This is a genomic window from Pseudomonas shirazica, assembly GCF_015168335.1.
Taxonomy (GTDB): domain Bacteria; phylum Pseudomonadota; class Gammaproteobacteria; order Pseudomonadales; family Pseudomonadaceae; genus Aquipseudomonas; species Aquipseudomonas asiatica.
In genome coordinates this window covers 4,204,127-4,219,955 of sequence record NZ_CP063456.1, presented here as the reverse complement: position 1 = coordinate 4,219,955, position 15,829 = coordinate 4,204,127, and the positions used below count along the sequence as shown (strand labels likewise).

General features: G+C 64.2%; 13 protein-coding genes. 10 read left to right on the top strand and 3 right to left on the bottom strand.

All coding sequences use genetic code 11. The annotated features are described in order from the left end of the window. Nucleotides 1-243 precede the first annotated feature (243 nt). From IMX18_RS19445 to gap, 3 genes are all read right to left on the bottom strand, one after another. Nucleotides 244-1,206, bottom strand: coding sequence for a FecR family protein (locus IMX18_RS19445; protein ID WP_054573362.1), 963 nt, complete (start codon nt 1,204-1,206; stop codon nt 244-246). A gap of 71 nt (nt 1,207-1,277) precedes the next feature. Further along, nucleotides 1,278-1,790, bottom strand: coding sequence for an RNA polymerase sigma factor (locus IMX18_RS19440; RefSeq protein ID WP_015269091.1), 513 nt, complete (start codon nt 1,788-1,790; stop codon nt 1,278-1,280). A 245-nt stretch (nt 1,791-2,035) separates the two neighbouring features. Continuing rightward, nucleotides 2,036-3,037 carry a type I glyceraldehyde-3-phosphate dehydrogenase gene (gap, locus tag IMX18_RS19435; protein WP_015269092.1) on the bottom strand — a complete coding sequence of 334 codons (1,002 nt, stop codon included), beginning with the start codon at nt 3,035-3,037 and terminating at the stop codon, nt 2,036-2,038. Between the two features lie 265 nt (nt 3,038-3,302). Between gap and edd the strand changes: the two genes are divergently transcribed. The 10 genes from edd to IMX18_RS19385 all read left to right on the top strand — a co-directional run bounded on the left by edd (nt 3,303) and on the right by IMX18_RS19385 (nt 15,778). Continuing rightward, the gene (gene edd / locus IMX18_RS19430) at nt 3,303-5,129 is read left to right on the top strand and encodes a phosphogluconate dehydratase (protein WP_054573361.1); all 1,827 of its coding nucleotides are present in this window, start codon (nt 3,303-3,305) and stop codon (nt 5,127-5,129) included. Then, complete coding sequence (locus IMX18_RS19425) at nt 5,126-6,088, top strand: glucokinase (RefSeq protein WP_015269094.1); 963 nt, start codon at nt 5,126-5,128, stop codon at nt 6,086-6,088. Before edd ends, IMX18_RS19425 begins: the two co-directional genes overlap by 4 nt. 167 nt (nt 6,089-6,255) lie before the next feature. Further along, nucleotides 6,256-6,981 carry a two-component system response regulator GltR gene (gene gltR, locus IMX18_RS19420; RefSeq protein ID WP_003257963.1) on the top strand — a complete coding sequence of 242 codons (726 nt, stop codon included), beginning with the start codon at nt 6,256-6,258 and terminating at the stop codon, nt 6,979-6,981. Next, a complete protein-coding gene (locus IMX18_RS19415) occupies nt 6,962-8,416 on the top strand; it encodes an ATP-binding protein (RefSeq protein WP_043935373.1) in 1,455 nt (484 codons plus the stop codon). The genes gltR and IMX18_RS19415 overlap by 20 nt, the downstream gene beginning before the upstream one ends. A 240-nt stretch (nt 8,417-8,656) precedes the next feature. Beyond that, nucleotides 8,657-9,907, top strand: coding sequence for a D-mannose isomerase (locus tag IMX18_RS19410; RefSeq protein WP_015269096.1), 1,251 nt, complete (start codon nt 8,657-8,659; stop codon nt 9,905-9,907). Between the two features lie 104 nt (nt 9,908-10,011). Next, nucleotides 10,012-11,298 carry an ABC transporter substrate-binding protein gene (locus IMX18_RS19405; RefSeq protein ID WP_217190039.1) on the top strand — a complete coding sequence of 429 codons (1,287 nt, stop codon included), beginning with the start codon at nt 10,012-10,014 and terminating at the stop codon, nt 11,296-11,298. 181 nt (nt 11,299-11,479) lie between these two features. Further along, nucleotides 11,480-12,388 (top strand): carbohydrate ABC transporter permease, encoded by a 909-nt coding sequence (locus IMX18_RS19400; RefSeq protein WP_217190040.1) that lies wholly within the window; start codon nt 11,480-11,482, stop codon nt 12,386-12,388. Further along, on the top strand, nt 12,381-13,226 hold the full coding sequence (locus IMX18_RS19395) for a carbohydrate ABC transporter permease (RefSeq protein WP_003257967.1): 846 nt from the start codon (nt 12,381-12,383) through the stop codon (nt 13,224-13,226). The genes IMX18_RS19400 and IMX18_RS19395 overlap by 8 nt, the downstream gene beginning before the upstream one ends. 3 nt (nt 13,227-13,229) lie before the next feature. Then, a complete protein-coding gene (locus tag IMX18_RS19390) occupies nt 13,230-14,384 on the top strand; it encodes an ABC transporter ATP-binding protein (protein WP_013971127.1) in 1,155 nt (384 codons plus the stop codon). 101 nt (nt 14,385-14,485) lie between these two features. Continuing rightward, complete coding sequence (locus IMX18_RS19385) at nt 14,486-15,778, top strand: carbohydrate porin (RefSeq protein WP_225903945.1); 1,293 nt, start codon at nt 14,486-14,488, stop codon at nt 15,776-15,778. Nucleotides 15,779-15,829 lie beyond the last annotated feature (51 nt).

Sequence of the window (15,829 nt, the reverse complement as noted above, 5' to 3'; positions counted from 1 at the left end):
GGAGCAGCCTTGTGCTGCGAAGAGGCCGGTACTGACAAAGCCTGTCTGTTGCTTGTACCGGCCTCTTCGCAGCACAAGGCTGCTCCTACAAAGGCCGCGTCAGACGAGCGATATTTGTTCTCTGCGCGACAGCGCAGCCCAAAAGGGCTGGGTAATCTCCCACAGGGACATCGCATTGCTTGAGGCCAATGCGGTCGGGGTGGGAGCTGGCTTGCCGGCGATGAGGCCGAGACAGGCAAAAGATCAGTTCAGGATAACCAGCGCCGGGTACTCATGCAGCTGTGCCGCGGTGATGTGGGCCAGTGCACGCAGGGTTTCCAGCGGCTGGTCGAGGCGGTAGTTGCCGGTGACCGCCATGTCTTCCAGCTGCGCATTGCGGTTGATGATCCAGCCCGGGTAGTAGCGCTGCACCTCGGCCAGCACCTGGCTCAGCGGGCAGTTCTCGAACACCAGGCGGCCGTCGACCCAGGCCAGGTCCTTGTGCATGTCGGGGCGCTGGCGCTGGCCGAACCCCTTGGGGCCGACGCTGATGCTGTCGCCGGCGCTCAGGCGGATGCGCTGGTCGCGGGCCCCCTGCAGGTCGACATCGCCGCGCTGCACCCGCACCTGTGCCTCGCCGTCGAGGTAGCGCACGGCAAAGTCGGTGTCGCGCACCTGCGCGCGCAACGGCCCGGCCTGCACTTCCAGTGGTAGCAGCGCGCCCTCGGGGACCTGAAAATAGGCCTCACCCTGCAATAGGCGGGCGACCTGGCGACCATCACGCTGCTCGCTGGCAAATGCCGAATTGGTGTTGAGCAGCACTTTCGCCCCATCTTCCAGCTGCAGGCGCTGGCGTTCTCCCACCACTGTCAGGTGGTCGGCCTGCAGGCGCATGGGCAGGTTGCCGAGGGTGAACAGCCCGACCAGCAGCAGCGCTGCCGTGGCCAGGGGTTTCCAGTGGCTGCGCAGGCGCCCGCGCCACGAGCGGCGCTGTTGCCGATGCATCTGCACGGCCACCTGGTGCAGCGGCGCGCCGTTCCACAGGGCTTCTGCCTCCACATAGGCCTCGGCATTTTCCGGCGCTGCGCTCAGCCAGGCTTCGAAGGCCTGTGTGTCGTCGGCATCGGCGCATTGCAGGCGCACCAGCCAGTCCAGCGCCTCGTCCATGGCACGAGCACGGGCGCTGGGCCCGGCGGGTGACGGGCGAGGGGCAGGGCTGTCGGTCACGGTGAATCCTTGAATGGTTTTTTGCGAATGATCAAGGCTGAGGCGGGGTGTGGCAAGGGCTTTGCGTTGCCTCACTTGAGGCGGTCGGCGACACCCATGCAGATCGCCATGATCAGTTTCAGTTCCTTCTGTACCGTGCTGGGCGAAACATTCAGTTGTTCGGCGATTTCCAGGTAGGTGGCGCCATGCAGGCGGCTGAGGATGAAGATGCGCTGCTGGCGTTCGCTCAACTGGTTGAGGCTGATGCTCAGGTGCCTGAGCAACTGCTCGGCATGGGCCGCATCCTCGCTGCTGGTGGCCGGTGCGGCCACGCTGTGCAGGACCTCGTCGGGCACGTCGTCGACCAGCATGCGCGATTGCACCCGGCGTGCGCGCAGGTGGTCGAGGGCCAGGTTGCGCGCGGTCTGGAACACGAACGGCTCGATGTGTTCGATGGGCCGCTCACCGAGCGCGCGGGACACCCGCAGGTAGGTTTCCTGCAACAGGTCCTCGGCCGTATTGGGGTTGCCCACCATGCGCTGCAGGGTGCGCAGCAGGGTAAGGCGCTGGACGAGGAAGACAGAGTTGAACCGGGACTGACTCACTGGGGGACCTGGCCGACGAAAGGTTAATGATAATGCTTATCATCCATCTCGAAGGTCAAGCCTGGAAATGTTAGGAAAAGGTAAAGATTGTGAGTCCCAGCCTTGCGCGGTCCCGTGTAGGAGCGGCGTTGTGTCGCGATGGGCTGCGCAGCAGTCCCAGCATTTTGGCCTTGGCACAGATTGCAGGGGGCTGCTGCGCAGCCCATCGCGACACAAGGCCGCTCCTACAGGGAGCGTGCCGAAGCTCAGCGGGCGCGGCACAACGCCAGGCAGTTATCCAGCATGCGGTTGGAGAACCCCCACTCGTTGTCATACCAGGCCAGCACCTTGAGCATGCGCCCGTTTGCCCGGGTATGGTTGGCATCGAAGATCGACGACAGCGGGTTGTGGTTGAAATCGCAGGAAACCAGCGGCAAGGCGTTGTAGCCCAATACCCTGGAATGCTTGCTGGCCTCGAGGAACAGCTGGTTGACCTGTTCGGCCGTGGCCTCGCGCTTGAGATTGACAGTGAGGTCCACCAGCGACACGTTGATCACCGGCACCCGTACCGCCATGCCGGTCAGCTTGCCGGCCAGCTCCGGCAGCACCAGGCCCACGGCCTCGGCAGCGCCGGTCTTGCTCGGGATCATCGACTGGGTCGCCGAGCGCGCACGGTACGGATCGCCGTGGTACACATCGGTCAGCACCTGATCGTTGGTATAGGCATGGATGGTAGTCATCAGGCCCTGGTCGATGCCGAACTCGCGGTGCAGCACCTGGGCAATCGGTGCCAGGCAGTTGGTAGTGCAGGAGGCATTGGAGATGATCTGGTGCGAGGCCCGCAGGATGTCATGGTTGACCCCGTACACCACGGTGGCATCGGCGCCTTTGGCCGGTGCCGAGACAATCACCTTGCCAGCCCCCGCAGCCAGGTGGGCGGCGGCCTTGGCACGCTCGGTGAACAGCCCGGTGCATTCGAACACCACGTCGATCGCCTCGGCCTTCCAGGGCAGTTCGGCCGGGTTGCGGATGGCACTGACCGCGATACGGTCACCGTTGACCGTGAGGCTTTCGTGGTCGGCCTCGACGCTGGCGTCGAAGGTGCCGTGCACGCTGTCGTACTTGAGCAGGTGGGCATTCATGGCGCTGTCGCCCAGGTCGTTGATGGCGACGACCTGCAGGTCCTGGCGGTAGCCTTGGGTATACAGTGCGCGCAGGACGTTGCGCCCGATGCGGCCGAATCCATTGATGGCGATGCGTAGGGTCATGGCAGTACCTCTGGCAGTCCGAGTGAAAGCTGTGGCACAAAGGAGCTTCACTGAAACGGTTTTGTTGTTGGAATTACAAGATTATTCACCTGCCGATAGAAAACAAGCCTTTTTAGTGGCAGTATTTTGTTTAAACATACAACGAGTGGTTGGGCGACGTGCCTCCACCGATGCAGCGGGCTCCTCTACCTTGAGCCTAGGCCGCAATCGTTTGGAGGGGAAATGCCCGGCAAACCGCCCTTACAATTAGCCTGGAGTCCAGTACATGCATCCGCGCATCCTTGAGGTCACCCAGCGGCTGGTCGAACGTAGCCGTGCCACCCGCGAACGCTACCTGCAACTGATTCGCGGCGCGGCCAGTGACGGCCCCATGCGTGCCAGCCTGCAGTGCGCCAACTTCGCCCATGGCGTGGCCGGTTGCGGCAGCGACGACAAGCAGACCCTGCGCCTGATGAACGCGGCCAACGTGGCCATTGTCTCGGCCTACAACGACATGCTTTCGGCGCACCAGCCGTATCAGCACTTCCCCGAGCAGATCAAGCAGGCCTTGCGTGAAGTCGGCTCGGTCGGCCAGTTCGCCGGTGGCGTGCCAGCCATGTGCGATGGCGTGACTCAGGGCGAGCCGGGCATGGAGCTGGCCATCGCCAGCCGCGAAGTGATCGCCATGTCCACTGCCGTGGCCCTGTCGCACAACATGTTCGATGCCGCGCTGATGCTGGGCATCTGCGACAAGATCGTTCCCGGCCTGATGATGGGGGCGCTGCGCTTCGGCCACCTGCCGACCATCTTCGTTCCGGGCGGGCCGATGGTCTCCGGCATTTCCAACAAGCAGAAGGCCGATGTGCGCCAGCGCTACGCCGAAGGCAAGGCCAGCCGCGAAGAGCTGCTGGAGTCGGAGATGAAGTCCTACCACAGTCCTGGCACCTGCACCTTCTACGGCACTGCCAATACCAACCAGTTGGTGATGGAGGTGATGGGCCTGCACCTGCCGGGCGCCTCGTTCGTCAACCCGTACACACCGCTGCGCGACGCGCTCACCGCCGAGGCCGCGCAGCAGGTCACGCGCATGACCAAGGCCAGCGGCAGCTTCATGCCGCTGGGTGAAATCGTCGACGAGAAGGCGTTGGTCAACTCCATCGTCGCCCTGCATGCCACCGGCGGCTCGACCAACCATACCCTGCACATCCCGGCGATTGCCCAGGCTGCGGGTATCCAGCTGACCTGGCAGGACATGGCTGACCTGTCCGAGGTGGTACCGACCCTGTCCCACGTCTACCCCAACGGCAAGGCCGACATCAACCACTTCCAGGCCGCGGGCGGCATGGCCTTCCTGATCCGCGAGCTGCTCGATGCCGGGCTGCTGCACGAAGATGTCAACACCGTGGCCGGCCATGGCCTGCGCCGCTACACCCAGGAGCCGTTCCTCGACAACGGCAGGCTGGTGTGGCGCGAAGGGCCGCAGCACAGCCTGGACGAAAGCATCCTGCGCCCGGTCGCGCGGCCGTTCTCGGCCGAAGGCGGGCTGCGGGTGATGGAGGGCAACCTCGGCCGCGGCGTGATGAAGGTGTCCGCTGTTGCCCCCGAGCACCAGGTGGTCGAGGCCCCGGCGCGGGTGTTCCACGACCAGCAGTCGCTGGCCGATGCGTTCAAGGCCGGCGAGCTGGAGCGTGACTTCGTCGCCGTGGTGCGCTTCCAGGGCCCGCGCTGCAACGGCATGCCGGAGCTGCACAAGCTCACACCGTTCCTCGGTGTGCTGCAGGACCGTGGCTTCAAGGTGGCACTGGTCACCGACGGTCGCATGTCCGGTGCCTCGGGCAAGATCCCGGCGGCCATTCACGTTTGCCCCGAGGCTTATGACGGCGGCCCGCTGGCACGGGTGCGCGATGGTGATATTGTGCGGGTCGATGGTGTCGAAGGCACGCTGCGGGTAATGGTGTCGGCCGAAGAACTGGCCAGCCGCGACCTGCCGCCAGCGCCACAGGGCAACGACCTGGGCTGCGGGCGCGAGCTGTTCGGCTTCATGCGCATGGCGTTCAGCCCGGCAGAGCAGGGCGCCAGTGCGTTCACCTCGGCCCTGGAGAACCTCAAATGAAGGACCTGCTGGTTGGCGACATCGGCGGCACCAATGCCCGTTTTGCGTTGTGGCGTGACAACCAGCTGGATGAAGTGAAGGTCTTTGCCACCGAGGACTACACCAGCCCGGAACAGGCCATCGAGGCTTACCTTGAAGGCTTGGGCATTCCCCGCGGCGGCGTGACTGCTGCCTGCCTGGCGGTGGCCGGTCCGGTCGATGGCGATGAGTTCCGCTTCACCAACAACCACTGGCGCCTCAGCCGCGTGGCCTTCTGCCAGACATTGCAGGTCGAGCGGCTGCTGCTGATCAACGATTTTACCGCCATGGCGCTGGGCATGACCCGCCTGCGCCCCGGCGAGTTCCGCGAAGTGTGCCCAGGCCAGGCGGACCTGTCTCGGCCGGCATTGGTCATTGGCCCGGGTACCGGGCTGGGCGTTGGCGCGCTATTGCGCCTGGGCGAACAGCACTGGCATGCCTTGCCGGGAGAGGGCGGGCACGTCGACCTGCCGGTGGGCAATGCCCGCGAAGCGGCGATTCACCAACAGATTCACGGGCAGATCGGCCATGTCAGCGCCGAGACCGTGCTCAGTGGCGGTGGCCTGCTGCGCCTGTACCAGGCAATTTGCTCGCTGGACGGCGACACACCCCGACACAAGACCCCGGCACAGATCACCGATGCCGCGCTCGGCGGCGAGCCGCGGGCGCTGGCGGTGATCGAGCAGTTCTGCCGGTTCCTCGGCCGAGTCGCTGGTAACAATGTTCTGACGCTGGGCGCACGGGGTGGGGTCTATATTGTCGGCGGCGTGATCCCGCGCTTTGCCGAGCTGTTCGTGCGCAGCGGGTTTGCCGCGAGTTTTTCCGACAAGGGCTGCATGAGTGGCTATTTCGCTGGTGTGCCGGTTTGGCTGGTGACGGCGGAGTTTTCCGGGTTGCTGGGGGCCGGGGTGGCTTTGCAGCAGGCGCTGGATAACCGATAGGTAGCAGGGGGCCGCTGTGCGGCCCATCGCGACACAAGGCCGCTCCTACACGGGGCCGCGCCATTCTGTAGGAGCGGCTTGTGTCGCGATGGGCTGCAAGGCAGCCCCAGAAAGCAACACCCGACAGCAGGCAAAAAGACCTGCAATCAACAAGAGGAAGGACCACCTTGAGCACTGCCGGCAAATCGATCCTGATGGTCGACGACGACCAGGAAATCCGCGAACTGCTGCAAACCTACCTGAGCCGCTCCGGCTTCCAGGTGCATGCCGAAGCCGACGGCAAGGGCTTTCGCCGCGCGCTGGAAACCACCCCCTGCGACCTGGTCATCCTCGATGTCATGCTGCCCGACGAAGACGGCTTCAGCTTGTGCCGCTGGGTACGCCAGCACCCGCGACAGGCACGGGTACCGATCATCATGCTCACCGCCAGCTCCGACGAAACCGACCGGGTCATCGGCCTGGAGCTGGGCGCCGACGACTACCTGGGCAAGCCATTCAGCCCCCGCGAACTGCAAGCGCGGATCAAGGCTCTGCTGCGCCGCGCCGAGTTCGGCCAGGCGGCGCCGGGCAGTGCGGTGCTGGCCTTCGACGACTGGCGCCTGGACACGGTCAGCCACCGCCTGTTCCATCGCGACGGTGAGGAAGTGATTCTCTCCGGCGCCGACTTCGCCCTGCTCAAGCTGTTCCTCGACCACCCACAGCAGATCCTCGACCGCGACACCATCGGCAACGCCACCCGTGGTCGCGAGCCGATGCCACTGGACCGCATCGTCGACATGGCGGTCAGCCGCCTGCGCCAGCGCCTGCGCGATACCGACAAACCACCCAGGCTGATCCGCACCGTACGCGGCAGCGGTTACCTGTTGGCTGCCCATGTCTGCAATGCGCCCTGAGCGGCGCTGGCGTCTGCTGCCGCGTTCGCTACTGGGGCGCATGCTGCTGCTGACCCTGCTGGTAGTGCTGCTGGCCCAGGGGTTGTCGAGCATCATCTGGGTTGCCCAATTGCGCGCCAGCCAGTTGCAGGGCCTGCGTGCAAGCGCCAGCAGCCTGGCTCATTCGATGAGTGCCAGTGTCAGCTACTTCCGCTCGTTGCCGGTGGCGTACCGGCCGATGGTCCTCGACCAGCTGCGCAGCATGGGCGGCACGCGCTTTTTCGTGTCCCTCAACGCCAAGCCGCTGGACATGCCGCTACTGCCCGTTACCCCACGCAAGCAGGCGGTGATCGATGTGTTCCAGCAAGTGCTGCATGAGCGCCTGGGTTCGCAGATGGAAATTTCCGTGGAGTTCGTCGGGCCGGACGACCTGCGTATCTTCAACAGCGGCCTGAAGCTCGACGAACTGCCACGCTCCTGGGCGCATTACTCGCTGACCCTGGAGCCACTCAACCCGCCGGTGCTGGTAACCCAGATCCGCCTGGGCGAGGGTGAGTGGCTGTACATCGCCTCGCTGCTGCCCGAGCCCTACACCAGCCTGGAGGCCGAGCGCCTGCCGCGTCAGCAGATCGGCTTCATCGTGTTGACCACGGCCTTGCTGCTGTTGTTCATCGGCTTGCTGGTGCACTGGCAAAGCTGGCCGCTCAAGCGCCTGGCGCGGGCTGCACGGGAAATGTCGCTGGGCGCCGATGTGGCGCCGGTGGCCGAAGGCGGTGGCAGCGAGGTGGTCGAGGTGGGGCGTGCGTTCAACAGCATGCGCGAGCGCATCAGCCGATACCTGACCGAGCGCAGCCAGCTGTTCAGTGCCATTTCCCACGACCTGCGCACGCCGATCACCCGCTTGCGCCTGCGCGTCGAGCTGCTGGAGGACGAGCGCCTGCAGGCCAAGTTCAGCCAGGATCTGGACGAGCTGGAACTGCTGGTCAAAGGCGCGTTGCAGTGCGTGAAGGACACCGACATCCACGAGAACATCGAGCCGGTCGACCTCAACCAGGTGCTGGAAATCCTGGCCGAGCCTTACCTGGGCGATGGCCGCATAACGCTCGAAGGCCGGGCGCTGGCGCCGTACCCGGGCAAGCCGCTGGCGTTGCGGCGCTGCATCGGCAACCTGATCGACAATGCCATCAAGTACGGCGAGCGGGCACGGTTGCGCATCATCGACAATGCCGAGGGTTTTGTCCTGCAGGTGGATGACCAGGGGCCGGGGGTGCCGCAGCAGCAGCTGGAGCAGGTGTTCGAGCCGCACTTCCGTCTGGCCGGGCAGCAACAGGGGTACGGGCTGGGGTTGGGGATTGCGCGCAACATTGCCCATAGCCATGGCGGGGAGGTGAGCTTGCTGAACCTGCGTGAGGGCGGGTTGCGGGTGACCTTGTATCTGCCGCGGGGCATGGACTGAAGGGTTGTATTGCGTCTACCGGCCCCTTCGCGGGTAAACCCGCTCCCACAAAGACCTCACAGGTCCATGCAGACTCCGAGGCTAACGCAAAAACCTGTAGGAGCGGGTTTACCCACGAAGAGGCCGGCACAGGCAACACAAATGTCACTGACTGGTGACAAATCCACCCTCCTTGGTGACATTCCCATCCAGGCCCGCTCACTAGAATTCGCAGACGACTGGCAAGGATCAAGCTGGCCCATGAGCACCTCCAACCTGGCTTCCACCCGCTGGCTCGATGCCCCGGCCCACAACGCCTGGCGCATGGCAGAAGGGCAACGCCTGCTGGCCTTCGCCACGGCTTCGAAACTGCCCGATGGCTTCGGTAGCCTCGACGCCGCAGGCCTGCTTGCCCCCGGTGCCCGCGCCGAAACCCTGATCACCACCCGCATGACCCACTGCTTTGCCCTGGCCCACCTGCAGGGGGTGCCCGGCTACCTGGCCTATGCCGAACACGGTGTGGCCGCCCTGCGTGGTGCGCTGCAGGATGCCACCTACGGCGGCTGGTTCGCCCACCCCGGTGGCCATGACGACAGCGGCAAGGCGGCTTACCTGCATGCCTTTGTCGCCCTGGCCGCCTGCTCGGCTGTGATGGCAGGTGCTGGTGGTGCACCAGCCCTGCTGGCAGACGCGGTGCAGGTGCTCGAAGCGCATTTCTGGAGCGAAGAGGAGGGTGCCCTGCGGGAAGCCTTCTCCCGCGCCTGGCAGTTGCCCGAGCAGTACCGTGGCGCCAACAGCAACATGCATGCGGTCGAGGCCTTCCTGGCCCTGGCAGACGTAACTGGCGACAACCTGTGGCTGCAACGCGCCTTGCGCATCGCCGAACGCATCATCCATACCCATGCCGCCGCCAACGGCTACCGGGTCATCGAGCATTTCGACGCCCTCTGGCAGCCGCTGCCGCACTACAACCAGGCGCACCCGGCAGACCACTTCCGGCCTTATGGCTCCACGCCCGGGCATGCCCTGGAGTGGGCGCGGTTGCTGCTGCACCTGGAGGCCAGCCTGGAACGGTCCGGCCTGCAAGCCCCGCAGTGGCTGCCAGACTGCGCCCGCGCATTATTCGACACAGCCTGCCGGCAGGCCTGGAGCGTCGATGGCACACCTGGTTTCGTCTACACCCTGGACTGGGCCGATCGCCCGGTGGTGCGCGCACGCCTGCACTGGGTGCATGCCGAAGCCTGCGCCGCCGCCGCGGCCCTGTTGCTGCGCACGGGCGAGGCGCACTACGAACAGTGGTACCGCCGTTGCTGGGACTTCATCGCCAACCATTTCATCGACCATGGCGCTGGCAGCTGGCACCACGAGCTCGATGCACACAACCAGCCCGCTGCGACCATCTGGCCAGGCAAACCCGACCTCTACCATGCCTACCAGGCGCTGCTGCTGCCGGGCTTGCCACTGGCACCCAGCCTGGCCAGCAGCCTGGCCGGCAATGTAACCAAACGATGACATTCGCGCATCGCTTCGTTACCTGGCGAGGCGAGCACGCTGTTTAGACTTCATGCAACGCAAGCGATCGACTTGCACGGCATAACAACAAGAAAGGTGCTTCGATGAATTCCACGCTCCGTCTCGCTGCCGCAATCTCACTGGCCTCCTTGTTCCCGCTGAGTGCCTTGGCTGCCGATGCCAAAGGCAGTGTCGAGGTCGTGCACTGGTGGACCTCCGGTGGTGAAAAAGCGGCGGTCGATGTGCTCAAGGCCCAGGTTGAAAAGGATGGCTTCACCTGGAAGGACGGCGCCGTCGCCGGTGGTGGTGGTGCCACCGCCATGACCGTGCTCAAGAGCCGCGCCGTGGCCGGCAACCCGCCGGGTGTCGCGCAGATCAAGGGCCCGGACATCCAGGACTGGGCTGCCACCGGCCTGCTCGACGCCGATGTGCTCAAGGATGTGGCCAAGGAAGAAAAGTGGGACTCACTGCTCGACAAGAAAGTCGCGGACACCGTCAAGTACGGCGGTGACTATGTCGCCGTCCCGGTGAACATCCACCGCATCAACTGGCTGTGGATCAATCCCGACGTCTTCAAGAAGGCCGGGATCGACAAGGCGCCAGCCACCCTCGACGAATTCTATGCCGCCGCCGACAAGCTCAAGGCCGCCGGCTTCATCCCGCTCGCCCATGGCGGCCAGCCGTGGCAGGACAGCACCGTGTTCGAAAGCGTGGTGCTGGCGGTGATGGGGGCCGATGGCTACAAGAAGGCCCTGGTCGACCTCGACAGCGCGGCCCTGACCGGCCCGGAGATGGTCAAGGCGCTGACCGAACTGAAAAAGGTCGCCACCTACATGGACCCGGATGGCAAAGGCCAGGACTGGAACCTGGAAGCGGCCAAGGTCATCAACGGCAAGGCCGGCATGCAGATCATGGGCGACTGGGCCAAGAGCGAATGGACCCTGGCGAAGAAGACCGCCGGCAAGGACTACCAGTGCGTGCCGTTCCCCGGCACCGAAAAGGCCTTCCTGTACAACATCGACTCGCTGGTGGTGTTCAAGCAGAACGACGCCGGCACGTCTGCCGGCCAGCAGGACATTGCCCGCAAGGTGCTGGGTGAGGACTTCCAGAAGGTCTTCAGCAGCAACAAGGGCTCGATCCCGGTGCGCAACGACATGCTGGCCGACATGGGCAAGTATGGCTTCGACGCCTGCGCGCAGACCTCTGCCAAGGACTTCCTGGCCGATGCCAAAAATGGCGGCCTGCAGCCGAGCATGGCGCACAACATGGCCACCACGCTGGCCGTGCAGGGCGCGTTCTTCGATGTGGTGACCAACTACATCAACGACCCCAAGGCCGACCCGGCCGATGCGGCGAAGAAGCTGGCGGCGGCGATCAAGTCTGCCCAGTAAAGCTGACGCGATTCCGTTGTAGGAGCGGCCTTGTGTCGCGATGGGCTGCGCAGCAGCCCCATAACCTGCGCACTCGATCTTTAAGGTAGGTAATCGACCTTGAGTCCTTTGGGGCTGCTGCGCAGCCCATCGCGACACAAGGCCGCTCCTACAGGGGAGTGCGGCGCCTTTGAGGTGAACCATGACCACAGCAACCGCCCAACTGCGGGCCTCACCCCTGGACGCGCTACAGCGCTGGCTGCCCAAGCTGGTGCTGGCGCCTAGCATGTTCATCATCCTGGTGGGCTTCTACGGCTACATCCTCTGGACCTTCGTTCTGTCCTTCACCACCTCGACCTTCCTGCCTACCTACAAATGGGCCGGCCTGGCGCAATACGCCCGGCTGTTCGACAACGACCGCTGGTGGGTGGCAAGCAAGAACCTGGTGCTGTTCGGCGGCCTGTTCATCGCCATCAGCCTGGTCATCGGCGTAGTGCTGGCGGTCTTGCTGGACCAGCGCATCCGTCGCGAAGGTTTCATCCGCACCATCTACCTGTACCCCATGGCGCTGTCGATGATCGTCACCGGTACCGCCTGGAAGTGGCTGCTCAACCCCGGCATGGGCCTGGACAAGCTGCTGCGTGACTGGGGCTGGGAGGGCTTTCGCCTGGACTGGCTGATTGATCCCGACCGGGTGGTGTACTGCCTGGTGATCGCCGCCGTGTGGCAGGCCTCGGGTTTCATCATGGCAATGTTCCTTGCCGGCCTGCGTGGCGTCGACCCGTCGATCATCCGTGCCGCGCAGATCGACGGCGCCAGCCTGCCGCGCATCTACTGGCGCGTGGTACTGCCCAGCCTGCGCCCGGTGTTCTTCAGCTCGCTGATGATCCTCGCGCACATTGCCATCAAGAGCTTCGACCTGGTGGCGGCGATGACTGCCGGCGGCCCAGGCTACTCGTCCGACCTGCCGGCGATGTTCATGTATTCGTTCACCTTCAGCCGCGGCCAGATGGGCATGGGCTCGGCCAGCGCCATCCTGATGCTCGGGGCGATCCTGGCGATCCTCGTGCCTTACCTGTACTCGGAGCTGCGGAGCAAACGCCATGCATAGCCCTCTCGACAAAGCGGTGCTGAGCCCGAGCCGCATCGCCATCCACGCGGTGCTGTTGCTGGCGGTGCTGCTGTACCTGGTACCGTTGGTGGTGATGCTGCTGACCAGCTTCAAGACCCCGGAAGACATCAGCACCGGCAACCTGCTGAGCTGGCCGGCAGTATTTACCGGCATCGGTTGGGTCAAGGCCTGGAGCACGGTCAGCGGTTACTTCTGGAATTCGATCATGATCACCGTGCCAGCGGTGCTGATCTCCACCGCCATCGGCGCGCTGAACGGCTATGTGCTGTCGATGTGGCGCTTCCGCGGTTCACAGCTGTTCTTCGGCCTGCTGCTGTTCGGCTGCTTCCTGCCGTTCCAGACCGTACTGCTGCCGGCCTCGTTCACCCTCGGCAAGCTCGGCCTGGCCAGCACCACGACCGGCCTGGTGCTGGTGCACGTGGTCTACGGCCTGGCCTTCACCACGCTGTTCTTCCGCAACTTCTACGTAAGCATCCCCGATGCGCTGGTCAAGGCCGCGCGTCTGGACGGTGCCGGGTTCTTCACCATCTTCCGCCGCATCATCCTGCCGATGTCCACGCCGATCATCATGGTCTGCCTGATCTGGCAGTTCACCCAGATCTGGAACGACTTCCTGTTCGGGGTGGTGTTCTCCAGCGGCGATTCGCAACCGATTACCGTGGCCCTGAACAACCTGGTCAATACCAGCACCGGGGCCAAGGAATACAACGTCGACATGGCGGCGGCGATGATCGCCGGCCTGCCAACCCTGCTGGTCTACGTGGTGGCAGGCAAATATTTCGTCCGCGGGCTGACTGCTGGCGCGGTAAAGGGGTAAGTCATGGCAACGCTCGAACTTCGCAATGTGAACAAGACCTACGGCAGCGGTTTGCCGGACACCCTCAAGGACATCCAGCTGTCGATCAAGGATGGCGAGTTCCTGATCCTGGTCGGCCCCTCGGGCTGCGGCAAGTCGACCTTGATGAACTGCATCGCCGGGCTGGAGCAGATCACCGGCGGCGCGATACTCATCGACCAGCAGGACGTCAGCGGCATGAGCCCCAAGGACCGCGACATCGCCATGGTGTTCCAGTCCTACGCGCTGTACCCGACCATGAGCGTGCGCGAGAACATCGAGTTCGGCCTGAAGATCCGCAAGCTGCCGCAAGCTGCAATCGACGAGGAAGTGGCGCGGGTGGCCAAGCTGTTGCAGATCGAGCACCTGCTGGCGCGCAAGCCGGCGCAGCTGTCCGGTGGTCAGCAACAGCGCGTGGCCATGGGCCGGGCGCTGGCACGGCGGCCGAAGATCTACCTGTTCGATGAACCGTTGTCCAACCTCGATGCCAAGTTGCGCGTCGAGATGCGCACCGAAATGAAACTGATGCACCAGCGCCTGAAGACCACCACCGTGTACGTCACCCATGACCAGATCGAGGCCATGACCCTGGGCGACAAGGTGGCGGTGATGAAGGACGGCATCATCCAGCAGTTCGGCACCCCGCAGCAAATCTACAACGATCCGGCCAACCAGTTCGTCGCCAGCTTCATCGGCTCGCCGCCGATGAATTTCATCCCGGTGCGCCTCACGCAACAGGACGGGCGCCTGCTGGCCGTGCTCGACAGCGGCCAGGCGCGTTGCGAGCTGCCCTTGGGAATGGCCGCGGACGAGATGGATGGCCGCGAGGTGATCCTCGGCATCCGCCCCGAGCAGATTGCCCTGGGCGCAGCCGAGGGCAATGGCCTGCCCGGCATTCGCGCCGAGGTGCAGGTGACCGAGCCCACCGGGCCAGACCTGCTGGTATTCGTCACCCTCAACCAGACCAAGGTCTGCTGCCGCCTGGCGCCGGATGTGGCGTGCCGGGTCGGCGATAACCTGAACCTGCAATTCGACCCAGCCCGGGTGCTGCTGTTCGACGCCGCCAGCGGCGAGCGCCTGCACCTGGCCACCACTGCTGCAACCATGAAAGACAACGTGGCGCACTTCAAGGGCCGATAACTCGTCTACACCATCAAATAAGAAAAAGAGGACGCAAAGGGATGGAACAGCGCAAACGCATCAGGACATTGGGCTCGCTGGCCTTGCTCGCGCCACTGGCGATGGCTGTTGGCAGCAGCGTTCAGGCTGCCGAAGCTTTCTCCAGCGAATCGAAGTGGATGACCGGCGACTGGGGCGGCACCCGCACCGAGTTGCTGGAAAAGGGCTATGACTTCACCCTCGATTACGTCGGCGAGGTTGCCGGTAACCTGCACGGTGGATACAACGACGACAAGACTGCGCGCTACAGCGACCAGTTCGCCCTCGGCGCGCACCTGGACCTGCAGAAAATCTTTGGCTGGCACGACGCCGAGTTCAAGCTGGCGATCACCGAGCGCAGCGGCCGCAACCTGTCCAACGACCGCATCAGCGACCCGCGCGCCGGACAGTTCAGCTCGGTGCAGGAAGTGTGGGGCCGCGGCCAGACTTGGCGCCTGACCCAGATGTGGGTCAAGCAGAAGTACTTCGACGGTGCGCTGGACGTGAAATTCGGCCGCTTCGGCGAGGGCGAGGACTTCAACAGTTTCCCCTGCGACTTCCAGAACCTGGCCTTCTGCGGCTCGCAGGTGGGCAACTGGGTTGGCGGCATCTGGTACAACTGGCCGGTCAGCCAGTGGGCGCTGCGGGTAAAATACAACATCACTCCGGAATTCTTCGTTCAGGTCGGTGCCTTCGAGCAGAACCCTTCCAACCTGGAAACCGGCAACGGCTTCAAGCTCAGTGGCAGCGGCACCAAAGGCGCGATCCTGCCGGTGGAAGCGGTGTGGTCACCCAAGGTCAACGGCCTGCCGGGCGAGTACCGCCTGGGTTACTACTACAGCACGGCCAAGGCCGACGATGTGTTCGATGACGTCAACGGCAACCCGCAGGCGCTGACGGGCGAGGCCTTCAAGTCGCACTCCAGCAAGCATGGCTGGTGGGTGGTGGCACAGCAGCAGGTCACTGCCCATGGCGGCGATGTAAACCGTGGCCTGAGCCTGTTCGCCAACTTCACCGTGCACGACAAGGCCACCAACGTCGTCGACAACTATCAGCAAGTGGGCTTGGTCTACAAAGGCGCATTCGACGCCCGGCCCAAGGACGATATCGGCTTCGGCGTGGCGCGCATTCATGTGAATGACGATGTGAAGAAACGCGCCGAACTGCTCAACGCCCAGAACGGCATCAGCGATTACGACAACCCAGGCTTCGTGCCGTTGCAGCGTACCGAGTACAACGCCGAGCTCTACTACGGCTTCCACGTCACCAACTGGCTGACCGTGCGGCCCAACCTGCAGTACATCAAGAGCCCCGGCGGCGTGGATGAGGTGGATAACGCGCTGGTCGCAGGTTTGAAGATTCAGTCGTCATTCTGAGAGCAATTGTTGTAAATTTACGCCAATCCACTTCGGTACCCGGCAACCACT